The following is a 21059-nucleotide window of genomic DNA, read 5'->3' as shown; positions in this document are numbered from 1 at the left end:
CAGTCCCATAGTTTTTAATAAAATTTTGTATAAGATAAATATTAGACTTCTTGCATAATCTATTTTATAAAGAGGAATTTGAAGGAGGCACGGAACATAGAGCCGGGGCGTAGCCAAATCCATGTAAGGATTCGAGTACCGGATCGACATACAAATTACCTTTAGAAAGAGATTATGCAAGGAGTCTATTTTATATTAGGTTCTGTGAAGATCTCTAAAACGATTGGATTTGCACTAAAAAATATCTCAAAATAACAAATCAATTAGAAATCTTTACAAAGCCTAGCATTTTATGAAATTGATTTTAACAAGTTTAATTTTTATATTTATGAGCTTTCTTCCAATATATTCTAAATCCTTACCTAAAGGGTTCATTATCTGAAAGATATCAACCCTACAATTATTCAAAATATGCATTATTATTCAGATGAAAATTTTGTTGGTAAAAAGGTAGATGGTTATAAAGCACCGGAAGCAATTTTAACCATAGAAGCTGTTAAGGCTCTTAAAGCAGTACAAGCTGAGATACAAAAAGATGGTTATTCACTGATTATATGCATATAGACCACAAAAAGCTGTACAACATTTTTTAAGATGGAGCAAAGATAATATTGATCAAAAAAATAAGGAAAGCTTTTACCCATATATAGATAAGTCTAAATGTTTTATATTAGGTTATATAGCTGAAAGATCTAGTCATAGTAGGGGTAGTACTGTAGATTGATCAATAATAAAGCTTCAGAAGGAAGTTAATAATAATCCTGAAGTCATTAAGAGAAAGCTGAAAGATGCACGTGTTATAATCCTATTTAGATGACAATACGGTAGACATGTATACTTCTTTTGACTTATTTGATGAAGCTTTACCTCATGACAGTAAATTAATTGATAAGCAATATTTAGCAAAACGTAATTATTTACGTTCTAAGATGCAAAAACATAATTTTTTAAAGCATGTAAAATTGAGTGGTGGCATTATACACTTGCAGATGAGCCTTATAAAGATCAATATTTTAACTTTGATATAGAAAAAAAACTATGACAGTATTAAGTGAGAAAAGATGTATACCATGTGAGGGTGGAGTTCCGCCACTTGAGAAAAAAGAAATTGATAAGTTATTAGTTCAATTACACAGTAAGTGGCAAGTGAATGCATTAGGGCCTCTTTATAAAAAATATAAATTTTCTAATTTTATAAAAGCTATGGAATTTGCAAATAAGATAACTGAAATTGCAGAGCAGGAAGCACATCATCCCGATTTAACTATATCTTGGGGAGCATGTAGTGTGGAAATATGGACTCATAAAATCGACGGTCTTACGGAAAACGACTTTATATTGGCTGCAAAGATAGAAAGTAAAATCTAATTATTTTCAGGTTATAATAATTAATTACCTAAGTGAAAAGAATAATAGCAAAAATCACACAAGTATCAACAGCTAAACGATGGTTTCTTATTAAATTAATTGAATTATAACAATAATCTTAATAATAAGACATGTTATAATAAACATAAAGTAACGTTATGCCAAATTATCATATTAAATTTTTACCAAATATAGTTAATTTAATCGGTTATTTTTGTAGACTTATTTTATTACCAAATTTAATACCAGCTGATTCTAGTGAAAATAGTTATGACCAAAGCCTTGATAGAAATAAGGTATATTCTGTACATTTAAAACCTTTTTCTAATACCTCTACATATTTTTTAGATGAGCATCCTGATCATACCTTTATACATATTGCTGATAAAAAATATATTTTATGTGGATTGGTTAGAGAGCTAAAATTTGCGTTTGAAGATATAAATTCATGATTTTTAATGCCGGAAGCTCAAATTGATACGGTTAATTGGGAAACTGAAACAACAAATCACTGTCTAAGCAATTTTATTATAAACTTATTTCATATAAGAGAAGTAAAAGATTTTATTGCTAATATAACTATATCTAATCTAGCAAATGCATTTACTGCACATATAATCGGTGATTATAATTATAATCTAATAAAGAATGATAGTACATATTATATGATTGAATCTAGTTGCGATAAAGATATTAGTTTATTGTCTAGAGGAACAAATGAGTGTGCTCTTTAGGCAAAATGATACGGATACTTCATTATTTAGTGCTATAAATGAATTGAAGGTGATAAAGAGGTAAATAGTGCTGCTCTACAAGTACTATATTTATCTATATTACAACAGCAGTAACATTAAGTATATTAGGCATAAGATACATAGCTAATAAAATTAAGGTACATATAAATTCTGATTACCATGATGATAGTGATCAACATAATATATGTCTAGGTCAAATAGAGGATCAAGAGGCTCTAAATAAATTAAGTATAGTAAAAGAAATTGAACATAATTCAACTTCTTTTACTATATATATAAAATTTTTACTGAATTAATGATTCAAATTCTTTTACGACGGCTTGGTAAAGTTTACGTTTAAACGGTATTATAATAGATAAGAGTTCATCAAGTGATGCCCAACGCCATTGGTCAAATTCCGGATTAGAGGTATTTATATTAATATCTTCGTTATTTCCGGTAAACCTAATTAAAAACCAGCGTTGTTTTTGTCCACGAAAATTACCGTTCCACAGTTTAGGTATTAAAAAGCTTGGTACATCATAACGATACCAGAATTTGCTTTCGGCAATAATATATCCTTTATCGCTGCCTATTTCTTCTAACATCTCACGCATTGCTGCAATACTTGGTGTTTCGCCGGGAACTATCCCACCTTGCGGCATTTGCCATGCAGATATTTTTGTATCTATTCTTTTACCGACGAATATATGGTTATCGGCATTTAATATCATCATGCCGACCCCTGGTCTATATGGTAAATCAAGATGTTTTTTGGAAGAATTGCTCATTATTTTTTTACTTTAAAAAATCAATTATAATTTTACTACTTTATTTTTACCCGTTGTTTTAGCTTCATACATAGCTTTGTCAGCACGTTCAATGAAAGATTCTATTGATTCTTCTTTTTTATATTGCGTAACTCCGATTGAAATAGTTGTTTTTAAAGGTTCAATTTGATCTTCAATGTGAAAATCCATATATTCTATTTTAACTCTAACTCTCTCTGCAGTTTCAATTGCTTTAGAAATATCTATATCCGTTAAGAGTATAGTAAATTCTTCACCGCCGAATCTTGCTATTAAGTCTGTTACTCTGAGAGTATTCTTCAAAATACGGGATACAATTGTTAAAACCTTATCGCCTGCTTGATGACCGTAAGTATCGTTTACATGTTTAAAATTGTCGATATCGCACATAAGTAAATATAATTTAATACTTTCTTTATTAGCTTTCTCAATCATTTGTTTGAGATGTATATCGAAATAGCGACGATTAAATAAGCCGGTTAGACCGTCTTTAGCTGCTAAATTGACACTTTGTTCAAGATCATTACGTAAATTATCTTGATATTGCTTACGTCTTAATTGTGTTCTAATTCTAGCAAGCAATTCGCTTTCCTCTATAGGATAAACGAAATAATCATTAATACCGAGTTCAATACCTTTCACAATCAAAGGCATACCGTCTTCATCAATTTGTAAAATTATTACTACGCCGCTTATTTCTGCCTTACCTCTTAAAATAACACTGATCCTCAAAGGATCGTCATTTTCAAGCGTACTACTGATAATTACTAAATCAGGGGTATATTCATTTATAATATCTAATTCATCGGAATTACTGATTACCTTTACGTTTTGGGTAATCTTAAGTAACATTTGTTTTATATTTTTAGTTTGTACCACATCATCATTAATTAGTAATATTTTTTTATATGCAAAATTGTCATACATTTCGATATTTGTTACGCCTAATAATGCATTAGTACTATTACGAAGCTTTAACTCATCAATTAAGCTTTTCATTCTAGATAGCGATTTAAGTCTTACAAATAGAGCAGTATCGTTAATCGGCTTTGTTAAAAACTCATCAGCTCCTGCCTCAAGACCTTTAACTCGATCATCAATATCGGAAAGTGCAGTTACCATTACAACCGGTATATGAGTAGTCCCCGGATCGGTTTTTATCGTTTTACATACCTCAAATCCATCCATTTCCGGCATCATAACATCAAGTAGTATAATATCAATTTTCCCCTTTTTAAGAATTGCTAGTGCTTCTTTGCCGTTATTTGCAGTAAGAACCGTATAATACTCTTTTAAAAGTTTGGCTGTTAGTAACTTAATATTGGGTTCTATATCATCTACTACTAATATTGTGGTCATAAGATTAAATTCTTGTTTTTAAAGGAAATAATTTGTATATTTTAATTTTAAGTCTTAAATGTATGATATATGAAAATTTCAGCAAATTCAATTAGAACAGGTAACATATTAGTCTATAATAATGATTTATGGGTTGTCAGCAAAACACCGGAACATACTCAACCCGGGAAAGGTGGAGCTTATGTACAAGTTGAGATGAAAAATTTAAAAACAGGGACAAAGCGTAACGAAAGATTCAGTTCTTCCGATTATTTAGAAAAAGCCGAGCTTGAACAAAAAGATTATCAATTTTTATATTTTGAAGGTGATGATTTGGTATTAATGGATACCAAACATTTTGATCAAATAAATATTCTCAAGGAAATGTTAGAAGAAAAATTATCTTTCTTAACTGAAAATATGATTGTTAAAGTCGAATTTTATAATGACAAGCCTTTAAATATTGAGCTTCCTCCAACTGTTATACTTGAAATTAGTGAAACTGATCCGGTAATAAAAGGAGCAACCGCTACCGCTTCTTATAAACCAGCAATTTTAGAAAACGGTATTAAAGTTAAGGTTCCGCAATATTTAGAAATAGGAGAAAAAATTGTTGTTAAAACTGATGATATGACATATGTCGAGCGAGCGAAGTAAGCTGTTTTATTGAACTATGGATGTCATTCCAGCGAAGGCATTGCCCGTGTGGATACCACCCCGTCATTGCACGCAGCCGTAGGCTGCGTGGCAATCTCGTCAAATATCCTGAGATTGCTTCGTCAAAACTTACAGTTTTTCCTCGCAATGACGACTTTCAGCATCCACTCAGGCAATGCTTTTAGCTAGGAATGGTATCGATTTTTTAAAGCCATACGACATCATTTCTAAAACTAATATCTTAAATTAAAAATATCAAATGCAACCTATAACTAATTTATTAATTAATGCCCTGCGTAAAGCTGTTAAGTTTTTGCATAGAGATTTTTTAGAACTCGAAATGCTACAAAAAAATTCTGTAAGAAATGAAGAATTTTGTAAGCGATCTCATTTAAAATTAAAAACTTTATTATGTGAAGAATTACAAAAACATACACAATATTTATTTTTTCCGGAGGATAAATTCGATTTAAATAATAATTATGAGAGTATTTTTTTAATTAATCCTATAGATAGCCCAAATAATTTCGCCAGAAGCATACCTTTTTTTGCGATATCCGTAACTTATTTAAAAAGGAATCAAGAAGTTTTAACTCCTACTTCTACAGTAATATATTTTCCTGCTCTTAATGAAATTTATTATGCTGAAAAAGGTAAGGGAGCTTGGATAGAAAAAAATAATTTAAACTCTAATTATCAAGGATTAAGACTTAGAGTTTCCGATAATGCCGATTTAAAAAACTGTTTAGCAATTATTGAAGATGTAAATCATAATGATTTGGAGGAGATAGAGGTAGATAATATTAGATCTTTTGGTTCTCCTTGCTATGGGACTACGCTTGTAGCGTCAGGTAAAGCGGATTTAATATGTTTATCATTATTAAATTTTACATTATATTATGCATTTGAGCTTTTTATTAAGGAAGCAGGCGGGATAATTATAGATTCTAGCGATAAATTTCTATATTCAAATCGTTATATTGCTAAAAAACTTAAAAAATATTAGACAAGAAATTATTTTAGATTTGCATTTTTATTGTTATAATAATATTAATATAATTATAAATTCATAAAGTTATGGCACATTATAAAGAGTTTGAATTTTACTGCGATTTTAGTGGACAAAGAGCCAAGTTTAAGTTTTATATAGGTACGCCTCAAGAAGGGCATCATCCGCTACAATTTCAAGCAAAATGGTTATCTGACGAAAGAGGCGGTACTATTCCTGATGATGTTATGAAAGCAATATCACAGCTAAATGATCTTGCAAAAAAAAACGGTGTTCCACTTCCGGATTTATGCGTATATGCTCTTGGTTCTGCGCAAGAAGCCCAAGCTACCCCTCAAGACGAAGATGAAAACGAGAGTGAGAACGAGGATAAAGCAAAGCAGGCATAGTTAAAAATAATAAGGAGATTCATAGAGATTAAAATGAAACAATATAATGATTTATTTAAAATTATTCACCGCGAAGGATATATATTTATTGCTAGCTTTGCATTAGTAAGTTTTTTATTAGCATCATTTAATGAAAAACTTGGATGTATTGGATGTATTGCTACTGCTTGGTGTATTTATTTTTTCCGTAATCCTGATCGCTTTGTGCCTATAAGTGATGATCTGGTAATAAGTCCTGCAGATGGAATAATTCAAGAAATTAAGGAAGCATTGCCGCCCCCGGAATTAGGGCTTGGTGATGTGGAAATGATTAGAGTTAGTATTTTTCTAAATATTTTTAATGTCCATGTTAATAGAATCCCGGCAAACGGAAAAATTTTAGCACTTCATTATAATCCAGGAAAATTTTTTAATGCTTCACTCGATAAAGCTAGTATTTATAATGAGCGTCAATCAGTATTAATGGAAACTGCTCAAGGTCAGAAAATTGTTTTTGTTCAAATAGCCGGACTTATAGCAAGGCGTATAGTTTGTGATTTAGAAGAGGGTAATGAAGTTAAAACGGGCGAGCGATACGGTATAATTCGTTTCGGTAGCAGAGTAGATGTTTATCTACCGTTGAAAACAGCTTTATTAGTGAGTAAAGGGCAGACTGCTATAGGCGGTGAAACTATCATTGCTGATTTTGGACGTAAAAAGACAACAGAATTTAAGTTTGAGAGGAAGTAGCCTCATAACTTTAAAACCGTCATTGCGAGCTTGTTTATGCCATTCCCGTGTAGGCGGGAATCCAGTGAAACGTATAAAAAACAAGTTTTTTATCTGTTTATTTTATCAAATATATAATTTTGTACCGATTAAGATTATTTTTTTCTGGATTCCTGCTTTCGCAGGAATGAGACATGGACAGCCATGCAACCACACTGTTTTTGCCTTGCAATGACGTTATAAAATACATTTTGAGTATAAAAATTGTTAAAAATTCGTAAATCTATAATAACTAAGCCTGTACCTCTAATAAAATTAATTCCCAACTTTATTACGTTGCTTGGTTTAGTAACTGGTATGAGTTCTATAAAATTTGCTTTGGATAGCAGATGGGAACTTGCGGTATATTGCATTATAGTAGCGGCAATTATTGATGGTATCGACGGTAGAATAGCAAGGATGCTAAATGCAGTTAGCCCATTTGGTGCAGAGCTTGATTCATTATGCGATTTTGCTAATTTCGGTATAGCTCCTGCCTATCTGATATATTTATGGTCTTTTCAACAATATGAGTATAAGGTATTTTCATCAGCGGTAATGTTATTATTTATAGTGTGTATGGCACTACGTTTGGCTCGCTTTAACGTTGGTATTTATCAACCGAAACAAGATAAAAAAACTGACTATTTTTTTACCGGTGTACCTGCCCCATGCGGTGCTTTACTTGCTTTAACGCCTGTAATGATAGATTTTGAAATCGGTACGTTATTAAATATCAATACCCGTACTCACACTATAACAATTAATATATATTTGGCTATTATAGCTTTTCTACTTGCTAGTAGGCTTCCTACGATCTCAACAAAAAATTTGAGTATTAAACCTGAATATTTATCGCTTGCAATGATTTTAGTTGCTATTGTTATTATAAATCTTATCATATATCCATGGTATTCACTGCCGTTAGTTGCAGTTATATATATTCTTTCTATACCAATTTGTTATGTTTTTAAACATAGAGGGTATTGGTAAAGTTAATTATGCCGAGTGTATTACCACAAGCTATCGACAAATATAAACATCATCCATTTACTAAATATGTAATTATTATAGCCTTAATCATATTTATTTATTTGGGATATAGAATTTATGTTTGGGCAAATACACAATCCACGGATAATGCTTACATAGATGCAGATATTTCAAATGTTAGTGCTGAAGTTAGCGGTGTTTTAACAAAGTTATTTGTTACCGATAATACTAAAGTTAATAAAGGCGATCTGATAGGTAAAATTGACGATAGAGATTATAAGGCAAAGCTTGCAGCACTTGAAGCATCTATTGAAGCTTGCATAAAAAATATAGGAATTATAGAGCAAAAAATCTCAATAGGGCAGATTAGCCTAGAGCAAGCAGCTGAAAAATTAAAGCTTAATAAAATAAGCTTTGATATTGTTGCAACAGATTTTATGAGAGTGCAGGAATTAAATAAGGCAAAATTTGCTAGCTCTAAAACGTTAGATGATTCTAAAAACGCATATCAAAAAGCCAAAACGGATTATAAACAAGTACAGTTAGATTTAGATATATCTAAGCAACATTTACAGCTTCTTGAGCTTGAAAAAGCAGCAGAACAGGAAAAACTTAAAGAGCTAACAGAAAATAAAAAAGTAACCTTAAGGAGCTTACAAAATACTAAACTTATTGCTATGGTACCCGGTATATTCGGTAATAGTAGTTTAGAAGTCGGAAATTACATAGTACCGGGTAGGGCGTTGTTTTCTATAGTTCAAGATAATACTATGTATATTCAGGCTAATTTTAAAGAAACACAAATTCAGAAATTTAAGTCCGGCATGAAAGTCAAAATTGAATTTGATGCTTTGCCTAAAAAGGTAATTTATGGGAAGATTCGTAATATTGCTCCTGCTACCGGCTCTAAATTTAGCTTAATCCCACCAGATCATGCTACCGGTAATTTTACTAAAAGCGTACAACGTGTACCTGTTTTAATAGATTTTGAATCCCCAAATGCTAATCTAGTCCCCGGCATGTCAGCAATCGTATCCATTAGAACGGATCAAAGTACGTAATTTTTGTTAAAAAATAGCAACAATTATTCTATTAAAAGTACATATTCTAATATTATTTACTGATTACTTAAAAAGCTATATAATATGAGTAATACCAAAAGTAATAATTAATATGCAAAGATATTTAGATCCCACTAATGATAGTGTATTTAAAAAAATCTTTTGTGATTTAGAGAGGTTCAAGGAATTTATCAATGCAGTTCTTGAACTACCTGAGGGGCTTAGAATTAAAGCAATAGAATTTATACCTGTAAAGCAAGTACCTATGCTCGATAAAGGGAACAAAAAGCATATTTGATTTAAAGGTTAAAGATGAAGCCGGTAGCTGGTATATAAGAGATGCAAAAAAGAAATGAAAGCGATTACTTAAAAAGAGTGCAATATTATTCTGCTCATTCTTACGTACAGCAACTTACACAAGGAATAAAGCATAAAGATTTATTACCGGTAATAGTTATTTCACTTATTAAGACTAAAATGTTTGATGATGAAGTACCTTGTATAAGTCTTCATAAAATGCTTGAAACTAAAACAAATAAGCAATATTTATTTGATTTTTCCTATGTATTTATAGAGCTTAAAAATTTTGATAAAGATAAGCTTGAAACTACTATAGATGAGTGGCTACATTTATTTAAGTGTGCAGAAACAGAAAACAGCCCACCTGCAAATATAAAGAGCGAGAAAGTATTAGATGCATACAATATAATAGAAATGCATAACCTCACCGCCGAAGAATATGATGCCTATATAAGAGCGAAATTAATGGAAGATGCCGAGGAAATAGCTTTAGAAGAAAAGTGTGAAAAAGGGAAAGCTGAAAGAAGCATAGAAATAGCAAAGAACTTGTTACTTAAAGATATAGATGTCAATATAATAGCAGATTCACAGGGCTAACTACAGAAGAAATAGAAGAGCTAAAAGCAAAAATAGAAATTCTGAAACTAGTTGATTAATTATTTGCTCTTTAACTCTGCTAATTCTTTCTTGAGTTTTATTACTAAAGTTTGTAATTTTTCAAATTCTTCGCGAGTGACGTAATTACCTTTAAGTATTTTATCCTCAATTATGCCACAGCTTTTATCCGTTATACTATTTAAGGCTTTTTGTGCTACGCTGCTAGCTCCAACGGCTACTTTTAAAATATTATTTGTTTTCATAGTACCTCTATCGATAAAGCATGCAAGCCGCTATTAAATTCATCGGCAAGTAAGTTATTAATAGTGCGATGATTGGCAATTAGGCTTTTCCCCTGTAATGTTTCTGCAGAAATTCTTATTTTTATATGGCTGTGAATTCCGTTATAATGACTAGCATGTTTATAGCTTTCATCTATTATTTCTTGAAAATGTGGTTTTAACACACTTAATTTTTCTTGCATCCTTTCTATGCGGCTCATATTTTTATTTCATTTACAGTAAAAATGTCCTAATATTCTTAAGTATATAATTTTATGATACACATGGCAATGTCGGAATTAATAACGGATTATAAAGATTTACAAGATGCGATAGATAAATTGGAAAAAGGCGTATGTTTTGCTTGTAGATTAGTTAATTATGATGAAATAGAATTTATAGAGCAGGGTAAGCATTTTATAATTGAAGATTTAGATCAAATCATTGAAGATGTAAGCAAAGAACTTAATATTTTTTCAAAGTTTAAGAAAATAAAGAAAGATAGAATATTATTTATCCTAAATACTACTGATTCTGACTTAATTAAAAATTTTGCTAGAAAGTTATATTTATTTTTGCAGCTTTATATTAATGAACAGAAGCCGGCAATTTATATGAATTGTTATATTGCTAGTATTAAATTTCCAAAAGGAAGTAATAATGCTAAAGAAATTGAAAAAACATTAAATATGTTACTTTCACAAAATAATAATTATTATTACCGTGAATATAGCAGTACAGAACATGATTTGAAAAATATAAGAAAATCTAATCTTCAGCTTAACTTACTACGACAAGCCTTAGCAAAAAAGACTATGCGATTTGCTTATCAGCCTATAATAGATTGCAATACTATGAAGATTCATTATTATGAATGTCTGCTTCGTATACCTGACGAGAACGGTCTTTATATTTCCGTAGGTCCTATAATCCCTATTGCTGAAAATAAAGGATTAATTTTTATAATTGATCAAATTGTTTTAGAAATGACTGTTAATGAACTTGCCTGCAACCCTAACTTAATGTTAGCCGTTAATATTTCAAATATAGGAACAGGCGATGAAGCTTTATGGGAAATAGCAGAAAACTTATTAAAAGCTCATAATGTTCGGGATCGTTTAATTATTGAAATTACGGAAACTTCTTTCAATGAGCATTACGATAAAATAAGTTTATTTATTAATAAACTACGTAAGTATGGATGTAAATTTGCATTAGACGATTTTGGTGCGGGTTTTACTTCTTTTAAACAACTTCAAAGCTTACCAATTGATATTATCAAAATTGACGGTAAATATGTGCATAGTATTACAAGTGATGTACAAAGTAGGTATTTCGTAGAAAGATTAATTAAAATTTCAGAAGATTTAGGTATTGCAACGGTAGCTGAATTCGTAGAAAACGGAGAAATAGCTAAATTTTTAATTGATCTAAAAGTCGGTGGGCTACAAGGAAACTTCTATTCCGAAGCAAAATTTGATAGGGTGGATGAGGTTTAATGATTGTCATACTGAACCGGTTTTGTTGCATGGCTCTTGAAAAAGACTCCGATGTCATGCCGTGACTTGACCACGGTATCCATAAAAATAACTTTTAATATCAATGATTTTAATATTTTAAACTGGGTACTGCGATCAAGTCGTGGTATAACACAGTTAGTGCTTGACAATGTTACTTAAAACCTATATGCAGAACTCAATTTTAAATGATTAAACTTAAATGCTGTTACTTGAATTAAAAAAAACTAATCAAACCTTAGAAACTATACATTTTATAGGTATTGGCGGCGTTGGCATGAGCGGTATTGCTGAGATATTACATAATCTAGGTTATAAAGTACAAGGTTCCGATTTAGTAGAAAATTATAATACTAAAAGGCTTGAGTCATACGGCATTAAAATATTTTTAGGACACGCCGAGCAGAACATTACCAATGTGTCGTATGTTGTTATTTCATCGGCAATTAATCCAAAGAATCCTGAAATAAAAGAAGCTTTGGAGCGTAAAATTCCAATTATTAGACGTGCGGATATGCTTGCTGAACTTATGAGATTAAAATGTTCAGTAGCAGTTTCGGGATCGCACGGTAAAACCACTACTACTTCTTTAGTTGCTTGTTTATTTGAGGCAGCCGGTTTATGTCCTACGGTTATTAACGGTGGGATCATAAATAATAAATCGACTAATGCATATCTTGGTTCAAGTAATTATTTAATTGCGGAGGCCGATGAATCGGATGCAACGTTTATTCATATTCCATCAACTATTGCGATAATAACTAACATTGATCCTGAACATTTAGATTATTATAAAGATTTTGAAACATTAATTGGTGCTTTTAGAAGCTTTATTACTAATTTGCCGTTTTACGGTTTTGCCGTTTGTTGTATCGATCATAAAATAGTTCGTAAGTTAGTAGATGATATTACTGAAAGGAAGATTGTTACTTATGGCATCGATTCGGAAGATGCTCATATTATAGCGTTTAATATTAACACTGATATTGCCTCCTCTACTTTTGACGTAAAAATTAGTCTACCAAATGTACTAGGTACAACGATTATTGAAAAAATTACTATTCCAACTCCCGGAAGACATAATATTTTAAATAGTCTTGCTGCAATTGCCGTTGGGATAGAATTAGATTTCGGTATTAAAGCTATTAAAAACGGTTTTAATAATTTTAAAGGAGTGAAGAGGAGATTTACTAAAGTAGCTGAATATAATAAGGCTTCAATTATCGATGATTACGCTCATCACCCTGAGGAAATCAAAGCAACGCTTGCGACGGCTAAAAATATAGCAAATAAACAAAACGGTAAAGTTGTTGCTATTTTTCAGCCTCACAGATACTCAAGAATGCAGTATTTATTTGATGATTTTATGCTTTGCTTTGCTGATGCCGATATACTCTATATTACCGATATATATGCTGCAGGTGAAAACCCTATAGAAGGAATTACAGGACAAAGTTTAGTTGATAAGATTACTAAGAATAAACATCACGATAAAGCAAATTTTCTAGCAGAGCTAGATGATGCGGTTGGAGTTATTATAGATAATGCAGCTTCCGGTGATATGATAATTATGATGGGAGCAGGTAATATTTCAAGTTTTGCTAATGAATTAGATGGGAGATTGTCATCCTGTGGCTTTAGCTGTCATACCGTGGTTTGACCGGTCTTATTGCATAGCTCTTATGTCATTCCCGCTTTCGCGGGAATGACATCTGTTCGTATAACATAGGGTCAAGCGAACTAGGGGACAAAAGAGTGAAGATAACAGTAAAGCGAATAGCAGGACTAAATATGTTAATTTTACCGATAGTAAAAGGCGAGTATAAAAAAGATTTTAATTTAAAACACTTAACATGGTTTAAAGTAGGTGGTAATGCTGAAATTTTCTTTAAACCTTTAGATAGCGAAGATTTAAAAAGTTTCTTAATACAAAATAAGCAAAAATTACCTATAAAGACTTTTGGAGCAGGCTCAAATATTATTATAAGAGACGGCGGCATAGAAGGGGGCGTTATAAAACTTGGTCAGAATTTTAGCAATATTGAGTTTATAGATAATCATTTAATAGTAGGTAGCAGCTGCCTTAATTATAATTTAGCAAAATTTTGTCAAGCAAATGCTATTTCCGGTTTTGAGTTTTTAGTAGGTATTCCAGGGACTATCGGCGGCGGTGTTGCTATGAATGCCGGTGCTTACGGCTCTGAATTTAAAGATATTGTAGTGCAGATTGAAGCGATTGACTTTGCAGGAAACTTTTTAACATTCACAAATGAAGAAATCGGTTTTAAATATCGCAGTAATAATTTACCAAAGAATTTAATTATTCTCAAAGCTGTTTTTAAAATAAATAAAGGCGATAGTGAAAATATATTATTACGGATGAATGAAATAAATAACGCAAGATCATCTACACAGCCTATTAAAGAGCGTACGGGCGGTAGTACTTTTGCAAATCCTGAAGGGCGTAAATCTTGGGAACTTATTGACAAAGCGGGGCTTAGAGGCTATAGAATAGGCGGTGCTTCGATGTCAGAACTTCATTGTAATTTTATGATAAACAACGGTGATGCTACCGCTAAGGATTTAGAAGATTTAGGTGATTTCGTCCGGCAGAAAGTATTTGAAGATAGCGGGGTTAAGTTAGAGTGGGAGATTAAGAGAATCGGACGTCATCCCTAATTAAAAATGGCGTTGTTGCAGCTAGTTTTATGTCATTCCAGCGAAGGCGGGAATCCAGTAAAACATATAAAAAACAAGTTTTTTATATGTTTATTTTATAATATGTAACTTCTATATCAATATTGAAGTTATTTTTCTGGATCCCCGCCTACGCGGGGATGACATCGAGTAGGTTTTTCGAGCTATGCAACAAGGCCACTTTTAGTTAGGAATTACAATGGATTTAATAAGAAAGGAAAAACATGCATAAATATCAAACACATTGGGTGGAACACTCTATAGTCAAAATATTAAGTAGTACCGGTAAAAAGCATATAGCATTAATGGCGGGTGGTATGTCTGCTGAGCGTGAAGTATCGTTAGTGTCAAGCGAAGGAGTTAGTAAAGCTTTAATTGAATTAGGATATAGAGTTACCTTTATTGATATGGGAGCGGATATTGCAGTTAGATTACAAGAAATAAAACCTGATATCGTTTTTAATTGCCTGCACGGTACATACGGTGAAGACGGTTGTTTACCAGGATTACTTAATATAATGCGGATTCCTTATACTCATAGCGGCGTGTTATCTTCAGCTTTAGCATTCGATAAAATACATTCTAGGAGCTGGTTTTTAACGAATAATATTAATATGGCAGAAAGCATTGTTGTAAATAAAAGCGATAATATAAAAAATGATCCTATGAAACGACCGTACGTTATTAAGCCTCTTACGCAAGGCTCAAGTATTGGTGTTGAGATGATATTTGCAGAAGATGATTTTAACTTTGCCGATTATGATTTTCCTTACGGTGATCAGGTAATAATAGAACAATATATAAAAGGGCGAGAATTGCAAGTAGCGGTATTAAATGGCAAAGCTCTTGGAGCTTTAGAGATTAAATTACTAAAGAATCGTTTCTATGATTATGAAACTAAATATACCGAAGGATTTGCTGATCATCTTTGTCCTGCTCCGCTACCTGCTAATGTATATGAGAAATTACTTATAGCATCAGAAAAAATTTATAAAACAATGAATTGTAAAGGTCCTGCTAGAGCAGAGTTTATTTTAGAAGAGCAGACAAACAAGTTATATGCTTTGGAGATAAATACTCACCCAGGTATGACGCCTTTATCAATAGTGCCGGAAATTGCAGCTTATGCAGGGATAAATTTTACTAACTTAATTGAAGAAATTATAAAGACGGCAAGCTTTGAATCATGAGAAAAAAAACAAGCTCCAATAAAAAAAAACAAACAAAAAAAACTAATAATATCTCATTACGCCGAAAATTAGGACTAATTTACAAAAAAGCAATATTAGGGCTTAAGATTGCTTTAATTATCTTTGTATGTCTATTTGTTTTTACAAAATATTTTGCCGGCATAAAAACCTACTTAACAACAAATATATACCAAACAACAACAAAACTTGGGTTTAAACTTGAGAATGTTATCATTGAAGGACAGCAAAATGTCGATGGGCCTACAATATTAAAGGTTTTAAATGCGAATAAGGGCAGTCCTATTTTTGCTCTTAAATTAGACGAAATTAGAAATAATTTAAAGAAAAATAAATGGATCAAGGAAGTATATGTCAGTAGAAGATTACCAAATACGGTATATATAAAATTATTTGAAAGAGAACCTATTGCTATTTGGCAAATTAATAATCAGCTTTTCTTAGTCGATGAAGAAGGTTACGAAATTAGTAAAAATATTCAACCTTTTCCTCATTTATTGCATGTTGTAGGGGAAGGGGCGAATATCTATGCAGGTACATTAGTATTAGAGCTGCAGAAATATCCGGCATTAATGAATAAAACTTTAGCTGCTGTAAGACTCGGAGATAGAAGGTGGGATTTAAATCTTAAAGGTAATATAAGTATTAAGTTACCTGAAAAAGAGTTTGAAGAAGCATTAAAATATGTCGATGCACTAAATAAAGCTAACAAGCTATTTAACCAAAATTATAAGGTTTTGGATTTAAGGGATAAGAATAAGTATTATATAGAGAAGTACTGAGAATCGTCATTGCGAAGAGAAACGTAGTTTCGATGTGGCATTCTTGTCAAGCATCCTGAGATTGCTTCGTCGCATTACTTTGTAATTCTTCGCGCAATGACGTTTTTGGAATAACAAGCATAAAAAAATGAAAGAGAAAATATCAAATTTTGTTACACTTGATTTTGGTAGTAGTAAGATTGCCGTAATTGCTGCCTATATTAGTAAAAAAGGTGAAATTAAAATAGCTAGCCAAAATTTGCATCATTCTAAAGGTATTAAATCAGGAGTTATATCAGATTTACAAAATGCTGAAACTAGCATTGTTTCAGCAATTTACGCACTTGAAAAAGATTGCGGTAAAAATATAAAAAAAGTTATATTATCGTTGTCAGGTGCCGACACTAAATCTTATTATATTAATTATACCATTAAAGTTAACGGGCAAACCATAACGCAGCAGGATATTAAAAAGTTACTACAAAAAGCATTACTTGAATTTAAAGTTAAAAACCAAGAAATTATTCATTATTTTCCTCTTGAATTTACCCTTGATAATAATTCAGTCGAGAATCCTATAGGTATGTACGGTAGAGAACTTAGTTGTGAATTACATATTATTGCTGCTAGTGCAAATATGTTATCAAATATTGTACAATGCTTCGCTAAGTGTCATGTTGAAGTCACAAATATTACTCTGGCAATTTATGCTTCTGCTATTAGCTGTCTTACGAATGATGAAAAAAATCTAGGTTCGCTTATCATCGACATGGGGGATAAAACTACCTCTTTCGGTATTTTTTTTGCCGGTAAATTAATATATACAGGGCATGTAAATATAGGTAGTTTTCATATTAGCTCGGATATTGCTAAAGTCTTTGGTATTGATCTTGTTACGGCAGAGAAATTAAAAATTTTATACGGTAATGCAATGATACCTTTATTTGAGAAAGATAGTATTATAAATATGGAGGATTTTCAGGTTGATACTCAACATACTTTAAATACTTCCGTAACAATTTATAAATTGGCTGAGGTAATAAGAGCAAGAGCTGAAGAAATATTATCAATGGTAAAAGCCGAATATGATAAAGCAACAAAAGGGCAGGTTGAAGTGTTTAGAGTTGTAATTACCGGCGGCGGGTCTCAGCTTAGAGGACTTAAAGAGCTTTCAAATAAAATTTTTGAAAAACAGAGTAGAATCGGTAAACCGGAGATTATTGCCGGTTTTATAGAAGACTATAATCCGGCCATGTATTCAGCAACTATAGGAATGCTAAAAATTCATGCTCTAAAACAGCAAAAAGAATTTGCTCATATTAGACTTGATGCAAATAGTAGCTTCTTTAAAAAAGCTTTTGATTGGTTTAAAGAGAATGTTTAGAGAAGATGCCCGCGTTGGACTGGAAAATGTATTTAGTGTCATTCCCGCTTTCGTGGGAATGACATAAAATGATCCATGCAACAATACCTACTTGCAATGAGGACTTATATTTACGCGGGCAATGTCATTTAGAAATATTTTGTTAAGAATTATTATTAGGTTTTTCTCTAGAACAAATTAGTACATTCCCTTTAACTTCGATAATAAAAAGTCGGTCGCCTGTTTTTGCATCGATTTCATTTGGAACAAGGTAAGCATTCATAATAGCACCGGACCATCTTACTTGTCCTATAGTATCAGAAGAAACTGTAGAACTATAAACCTCTACCGTTTTGCCTATCATATCCGAGTAATTTTTTGTTTTATCAGTTTTATTATAAACATATTTTTTAAGAGGATAATATAATATGCAAAACCAAATAAGCGATAATATACCAAAAAATGTTATTTGATTGGTTAAGCTAACTAGAGGGTAGTTATATACCACAAGAGTGTTTGATAACGCTCCAAGCCCAAAGAATAAGAATCCAATACTTGGAACTGCAAAGAATTCAACAACTATGCAAATTATGCCGATTATTAACCATATTTCGATGAGATAATTATTTATCATGAACATAAGTTTTTAAAAATAATATTACGTCAGCTATGTCTTGTGGTTTTGGGATACCGGCAAAGGACATTTTAGTTCCTGGTGCATAGCTACTTGGTTTATGTAAGAAAGCAAATAAACTATCATCATCCCATATGCCGCCAAGTTTTGATAGAGCAGGGGAATATTTATAGTCTGCTATGCTTGCTTTTGGTCTGCCTGCTACATCCCAAAGATGCGGTCCTAGTTTATTTGGACCGTCTTTATCAAGAGAATGACACATTAAACATTTCTTGGCTATTTCACGACCGTTATCGGCGTTAGCAGTCTTCATTAATTCTGGTATATTTACCGGTGCTTGCGCTAGTGCGGTAGTATTTTGATTTTCTGATGATTCTTGAACCGCAACGCTGTAGCCGCGATGTTGTAACTCTAGAGTGGGCTTGTATAATATATTTGCAACAAACCCAACCATCATAGCAATTAAACTAGCAAATAAGATGGCTGCAACAATTTTATTTAATTCTTTTCCAGACATTTATTTTGTTTTTTTATTAGAATTTATACTATAATTAAAGTTGTAAGAGAAGTTAATTAAATAAATAAAAGAAAAATTTATAAAAATATTTGTTCTTTGGAGAGAAAAATAAATGTCTGATTCAAAAAAATCAAGGGTTAGAAAAATATTTAATAAGTTAAAATCTTATTGGACTAGTTTTAGACAAAGTAAAATCGGTAAAATATTATTTAGCAATAGTTTAAGTTATGCAGTTTCCATAGCTTCTATAGCAATTACAGTTTCTGGACTTTTTACTCCTATATCACCGATAATTATAGCTGTAGCTGTTGTTTCAGGAGTTAGCATAGGAATTCAAGCTGTAAATGAGACTTTGAAAGTGCATGATTTGCGTAAACTTCATAAAGAGAATAATTTATTAGTACATAACAGAAATGCTAAAAGTCAGCAAGATTATATATTATCATTAGAACCGAGCTTAAAAGATATTTTGAAAAATGAATTATATACGCCGCAAACAGCAGGTAAGGATGCTACTCAAGATAAGTATGAGTTAAATGTAAATAAATTGAAAAGTACAGGACGAATATTTGGAAATAATTTAGGTGGAGCCGCAAATTTGGCCGCTTCTATTATTAAAGGTGCTAGCGGTAATGTGCTTGATATATTAAAAGCTACGGGTTACGGTGTAGTTACGACCGCATCATTAATTATCGACGGTCTTACTGAAAAGGAAAAAATAGAAATAAAAGCAATATTTAAATTAAATATAAATGAAGAATATAAAAAACAAGATACTCCTATATATGAAAATTTAGAACAATTAGAGAATTATACTAAAAATCAAGTATTGCAAACATTAGCTTTAAAAAAATTGATAACAGATAAGCATTATTGGAGTATGAATAAAGACCAAAAAATACAAAAATTTCGAGAAATAAGAGGCAGTTTTAATTCTGAAATAAAAAGAAACGGTTTAGAAGAATTTTTTAGAGAAAATAAAATAACAATGGATAATAGAAAAGAGAGCTATGTTAAAGATATTAAAAATGTAATGAATCCATTTTATGAAAATCCTAGTAAAGCCGAAGGATATAGTCCTTTAACTAAAGCTATGGATAAAGATAAAGTTAATAATGCTGAAATAAAAAGGACAAAAAGTGAAAATTTAAAAAGGATGCAAAAAAGAAAGCGAAATTTAACAATATGAAATGATTATTATAACTCACTGTTAGTTACAAATTTGTAAGAGGTAGTATCACTAAATATTCTATGCAATAGTTCATTATTAAGAGCATGGCTGGTTTTGTAGCCTTTAATTGCACTTACAATGCTAGTGCCGCTGGTATATAAATCACCGAATAAATCTAATAGTTTATGGCGAATAAATTCATCTTCATAACGTAAGCCGTTTGGGTTTAGGATTTTATCCTGCTCATCTATTCCTATAGCATTCTCGAATGAGGCACCTTGGGCAAGCCCTTTGCTTTTCAAATAATCAACATCTCTTATAAAGCCAAAAGTTCTAGCATCCGCAATATTTTTAGTAAAAGATTCTTGATCCCTAAAACTTAGATTTTGTCTGCCTATAGCTTTACTACTAAAATCAATGGTTAAATCTACAGTCATGTGATCGGAAGGAGTACAATATAATTCACAATCTTTATGAACTACTTTTATATCTTTTAAAATTTTTAGATATTTTTTAGGAGCATTTTGTAATTTTTTTCCTGCACACTCAATCATAAACACAAAAGGTTTACTACTGCCGTCCATAATTGGTACTTCAGGACCGTCAATTTTAATAATTGCATTATCAATGCTGCATCCCCAAAGTGCTGCCATTAAATGTTCAATTGTTGAAATTTGAACTTTATGATCATTACTGATAGTGGTAGATAACAAGGTATCGGAAACATTGAAATAGCTAGCTTCAATATAATTATTTTCAGAAGAGATATCGGTTCTTATGAATATAATTCCGGTATTTTCTTTAGCGGGTTCTATAGTTAACTGGGTACGTTTTCCTGAGTGGACCCCGATTCCGTAACAACTAACCGGTTTTAATAATGTACTTTGTTGCATTTTAGGCATTGTAAA

General features: G+C 31.5%; 25 protein-coding genes and 2 pseudogenes. 20 read left to right on the top strand and 7 right to left on the bottom strand.

Features of this window, described 5'->3' with window-relative positions; genetic code table 11:
- Window positions 1–292: 292 nt before the first annotated feature.
- From O6R16_RS02385 to O6R16_RS02365, 5 genes and pseudogenes are all read left to right on the top strand, one after another.
- Window positions 293–489: pseudogene (locus O6R16_RS02385) on the top strand (D-alanyl-D-alanine dipeptidase); the annotation flags it as partial.
- Between the two features lie 341 nt (window positions 490–830).
- Window positions 831–982, top strand: a pseudogene (locus tag O6R16_RS02380) (M15 family metallopeptidase domain-containing protein); the annotation flags it as partial.
- 56 nt (window positions 983–1038) lie between these two features.
- Window positions 1039–1368 carry a 4a-hydroxytetrahydrobiopterin dehydratase gene (locus tag O6R16_RS02375; RefSeq protein WP_499679848.1) on the top strand — a complete coding sequence of 110 codons (330 nt, stop codon included), beginning with the start codon at window positions 1039–1041 and terminating at the stop codon, window positions 1366–1368.
- A 158-nt stretch (window positions 1369–1526) separates the two neighbouring features.
- Complete coding sequence (locus O6R16_RS02370) at window positions 1527–1820, top strand: hypothetical protein (RefSeq protein WP_499679847.1); 294 nt, start codon at window positions 1527–1529, stop codon at window positions 1818–1820.
- Window positions 1821–1826: 6 nt separating this feature from the next.
- A complete protein-coding gene (locus tag O6R16_RS02365) occupies window positions 1827–2102 on the top strand; it encodes a hypothetical protein (RefSeq protein ID WP_499679846.1) in 276 nt (91 codons plus the stop codon).
- Between the two features lie 305 nt (window positions 2103–2407).
- Here the strand turns inward: O6R16_RS02365 and O6R16_RS02360 are convergent, their stop codons facing one another.
- The gene (locus tag O6R16_RS02360; RefSeq protein ID WP_499679845.1) at window positions 2408–2893 is read right to left on the bottom strand and encodes an RNA pyrophosphohydrolase; all 486 of its coding nucleotides are present in this window, start codon (window positions 2891–2893) and stop codon (window positions 2408–2410) included.
- Window positions 2894–2917: 24 nt separating this feature from the next.
- Window positions 2918–4270, bottom strand: coding sequence for a PleD family two-component system response regulator (locus O6R16_RS02355; protein WP_499679844.1), 1353 nt, complete (start codon window positions 4268–4270; stop codon window positions 2918–2920).
- A gap of 69 nt (window positions 4271–4339) precedes the next feature.
- Between O6R16_RS02355 and efp the strand changes: the two genes are divergently transcribed.
- From efp to O6R16_RS02315, 8 genes are all read left to right on the top strand, one after another.
- Window positions 4340–4906 carry an elongation factor P gene (efp, locus tag O6R16_RS02350; protein WP_499679843.1) on the top strand — a complete coding sequence of 189 codons (567 nt, stop codon included), beginning with the start codon at window positions 4340–4342 and terminating at the stop codon, window positions 4904–4906.
- Window positions 4907–5165: 259 nt separating this feature from the next.
- Window positions 5166–5912: an inositol monophosphatase family protein gene (locus tag O6R16_RS02345; protein WP_499679842.1), complete on the top strand. Its 747-nt coding sequence runs from the start codon at window positions 5166–5168 to the stop codon at window positions 5910–5912.
- 71 nt (window positions 5913–5983) lie between these two features.
- Complete coding sequence (locus O6R16_RS02340) at window positions 5984–6304, top strand: DUF2610 domain-containing protein (RefSeq protein WP_499679841.1); 321 nt, start codon at window positions 5984–5986, stop codon at window positions 6302–6304.
- A 33-nt stretch (window positions 6305–6337) separates the two neighbouring features.
- A complete protein-coding gene (locus O6R16_RS02335; RefSeq protein WP_004996349.1) occupies window positions 6338–7033 on the top strand; it encodes a phosphatidylserine decarboxylase in 696 nt (231 codons plus the stop codon).
- A 243-nt stretch (window positions 7034–7276) separates the two neighbouring features.
- Window positions 7277–8044 (top strand): CDP-diacylglycerol--serine O-phosphatidyltransferase, encoded by a 768-nt coding sequence (gene pssA / locus O6R16_RS02330; protein ID WP_499679840.1) that lies wholly within the window; start codon window positions 7277–7279, stop codon window positions 8042–8044.
- An 8-nt stretch (window positions 8045–8052) separates the two neighbouring features.
- A complete protein-coding gene (locus O6R16_RS02325) occupies window positions 8053–9105 on the top strand; it encodes an HlyD family secretion protein (protein WP_499679839.1) in 1053 nt (350 codons plus the stop codon).
- 112 nt (window positions 9106–9217) lie between these two features.
- Window positions 9218–9403, top strand: coding sequence for a hypothetical protein (locus O6R16_RS02320; protein ID WP_499679838.1), 186 nt, complete (start codon window positions 9218–9220; stop codon window positions 9401–9403).
- Window positions 9404–9444: 41 nt separating this feature from the next.
- The gene (locus O6R16_RS02315) at window positions 9445–10002 is read left to right on the top strand and encodes a PD-(D/E)XK nuclease family transposase (RefSeq protein ID WP_499679837.1); all 558 of its coding nucleotides are present in this window, start codon (window positions 9445–9447) and stop codon (window positions 10000–10002) included.
- A 59-nt stretch (window positions 10003–10061) separates the two neighbouring features.
- On the opposite strand, the gene O6R16_RS02310 is transcribed toward O6R16_RS02315, so the two are convergent.
- Both O6R16_RS02310 and O6R16_RS02305 read right to left on the bottom strand, forming a co-directional pair.
- The gene (locus O6R16_RS02310; RefSeq protein WP_004996338.1) at window positions 10062–10265 is read right to left on the bottom strand and encodes a hypothetical protein; all 204 of its coding nucleotides are present in this window, start codon (window positions 10263–10265) and stop codon (window positions 10062–10064) included.
- The gene (locus O6R16_RS02305) at window positions 10262–10504 is read right to left on the bottom strand and encodes a BolA family protein (RefSeq protein WP_499679836.1); all 243 of its coding nucleotides are present in this window, start codon (window positions 10502–10504) and stop codon (window positions 10262–10264) included. The genes O6R16_RS02310 and O6R16_RS02305 overlap by 4 nt, the downstream gene beginning before the upstream one ends.
- Window positions 10505–10558: 54 nt before the next feature.
- On the opposite strand from O6R16_RS02305, the gene O6R16_RS02300 reads away from it, so the two are divergent.
- The 6 genes from O6R16_RS02300 (at window position 10559) to ftsA (ending at window position 17850) form a co-directional block, all read left to right on the top strand.
- A complete protein-coding gene (locus O6R16_RS02300) occupies window positions 10559–11782 on the top strand; it encodes an EAL domain-containing protein (RefSeq protein ID WP_499679835.1) in 1224 nt (407 codons plus the stop codon).
- Window positions 11783–12002: 220 nt separating this feature from the next.
- A complete protein-coding gene (murC, locus tag O6R16_RS02295; protein WP_499679834.1) occupies window positions 12003–13460 on the top strand; it encodes a UDP-N-acetylmuramate--L-alanine ligase in 1458 nt (485 codons plus the stop codon).
- 131 nt (window positions 13461–13591) lie between these two features.
- On the top strand, window positions 13592–14479 hold the full coding sequence (gene murB, locus O6R16_RS02290) for a UDP-N-acetylmuramate dehydrogenase (RefSeq protein ID WP_499679851.1): 888 nt from the start codon (window positions 13592–13594) through the stop codon (window positions 14477–14479).
- A 242-nt stretch (window positions 14480–14721) separates the two neighbouring features.
- A complete protein-coding gene (locus O6R16_RS02285) occupies window positions 14722–15687 on the top strand; it encodes a D-alanine--D-alanine ligase (protein WP_499679833.1) in 966 nt (321 codons plus the stop codon).
- Window positions 15684–16487, top strand: coding sequence for a cell division protein FtsQ/DivIB (locus tag O6R16_RS02280; RefSeq protein WP_499679832.1), 804 nt, complete (start codon window positions 15684–15686; stop codon window positions 16485–16487). The genes O6R16_RS02285 and O6R16_RS02280 overlap by 4 nt, the downstream gene beginning before the upstream one ends.
- Before the next feature lie 127 nt (window positions 16488–16614).
- Window positions 16615–17850, top strand: a complete 1236-nt coding sequence (gene ftsA / locus O6R16_RS02275; protein WP_499679831.1) for a cell division protein FtsA — start codon at window positions 16615–16617, stop codon at window positions 17848–17850.
- A gap of 142 nt (window positions 17851–17992) precedes the next feature.
- Here the strand turns inward: ftsA and O6R16_RS02270 are convergent, their stop codons facing one another.
- Together O6R16_RS02270 and O6R16_RS02265 are read right to left on the bottom strand one after the other, a co-directional pair.
- Window positions 17993–18469, bottom strand: coding sequence for an NfeD family protein (locus O6R16_RS02270; protein ID WP_499679830.1), 477 nt, complete (start codon window positions 18467–18469; stop codon window positions 17993–17995).
- Window positions 18453–18980 (bottom strand): c-type cytochrome, encoded by a 528-nt coding sequence (locus O6R16_RS02265; RefSeq protein ID WP_499679829.1) that lies wholly within the window; start codon window positions 18978–18980, stop codon window positions 18453–18455. The genes O6R16_RS02270 and O6R16_RS02265 overlap by 17 nt, the downstream gene beginning before the upstream one ends.
- 112 nt (window positions 18981–19092) lie before the next feature.
- Between O6R16_RS02265 and O6R16_RS02260 the strand changes: the two genes are divergently transcribed.
- Window positions 19093–20169: a hypothetical protein gene (locus O6R16_RS02260; protein ID WP_499679828.1), complete on the top strand. Its 1077-nt coding sequence runs from the start codon at window positions 19093–19095 to the stop codon at window positions 20167–20169.
- A gap of 8 nt (window positions 20170–20177) precedes the next feature.
- Here O6R16_RS02260 and lpxC read toward each other — a convergent pair whose 3' ends face one another.
- Window positions 20178–21044, bottom strand: a complete 867-nt coding sequence (lpxC, locus tag O6R16_RS02255; RefSeq protein ID WP_499679827.1) for a UDP-3-O-acyl-N-acetylglucosamine deacetylase — start codon at window positions 21042–21044, stop codon at window positions 20178–20180.
- Window positions 21045–21059: the final 15 nt, after the last annotated feature.

The organism is Candidatus Rickettsia tasmaniensis (genome assembly GCF_036857515.1).
In the GTDB taxonomy this organism is placed as follows: domain Bacteria; phylum Pseudomonadota; class Alphaproteobacteria; order Rickettsiales; family Rickettsiaceae; genus Rickettsia; species Rickettsia rickettsii.
The sequence above is the reverse complement of the archived record's forward strand: the minus strand, read 5'-3'. Positions and strand labels throughout refer to the sequence as shown.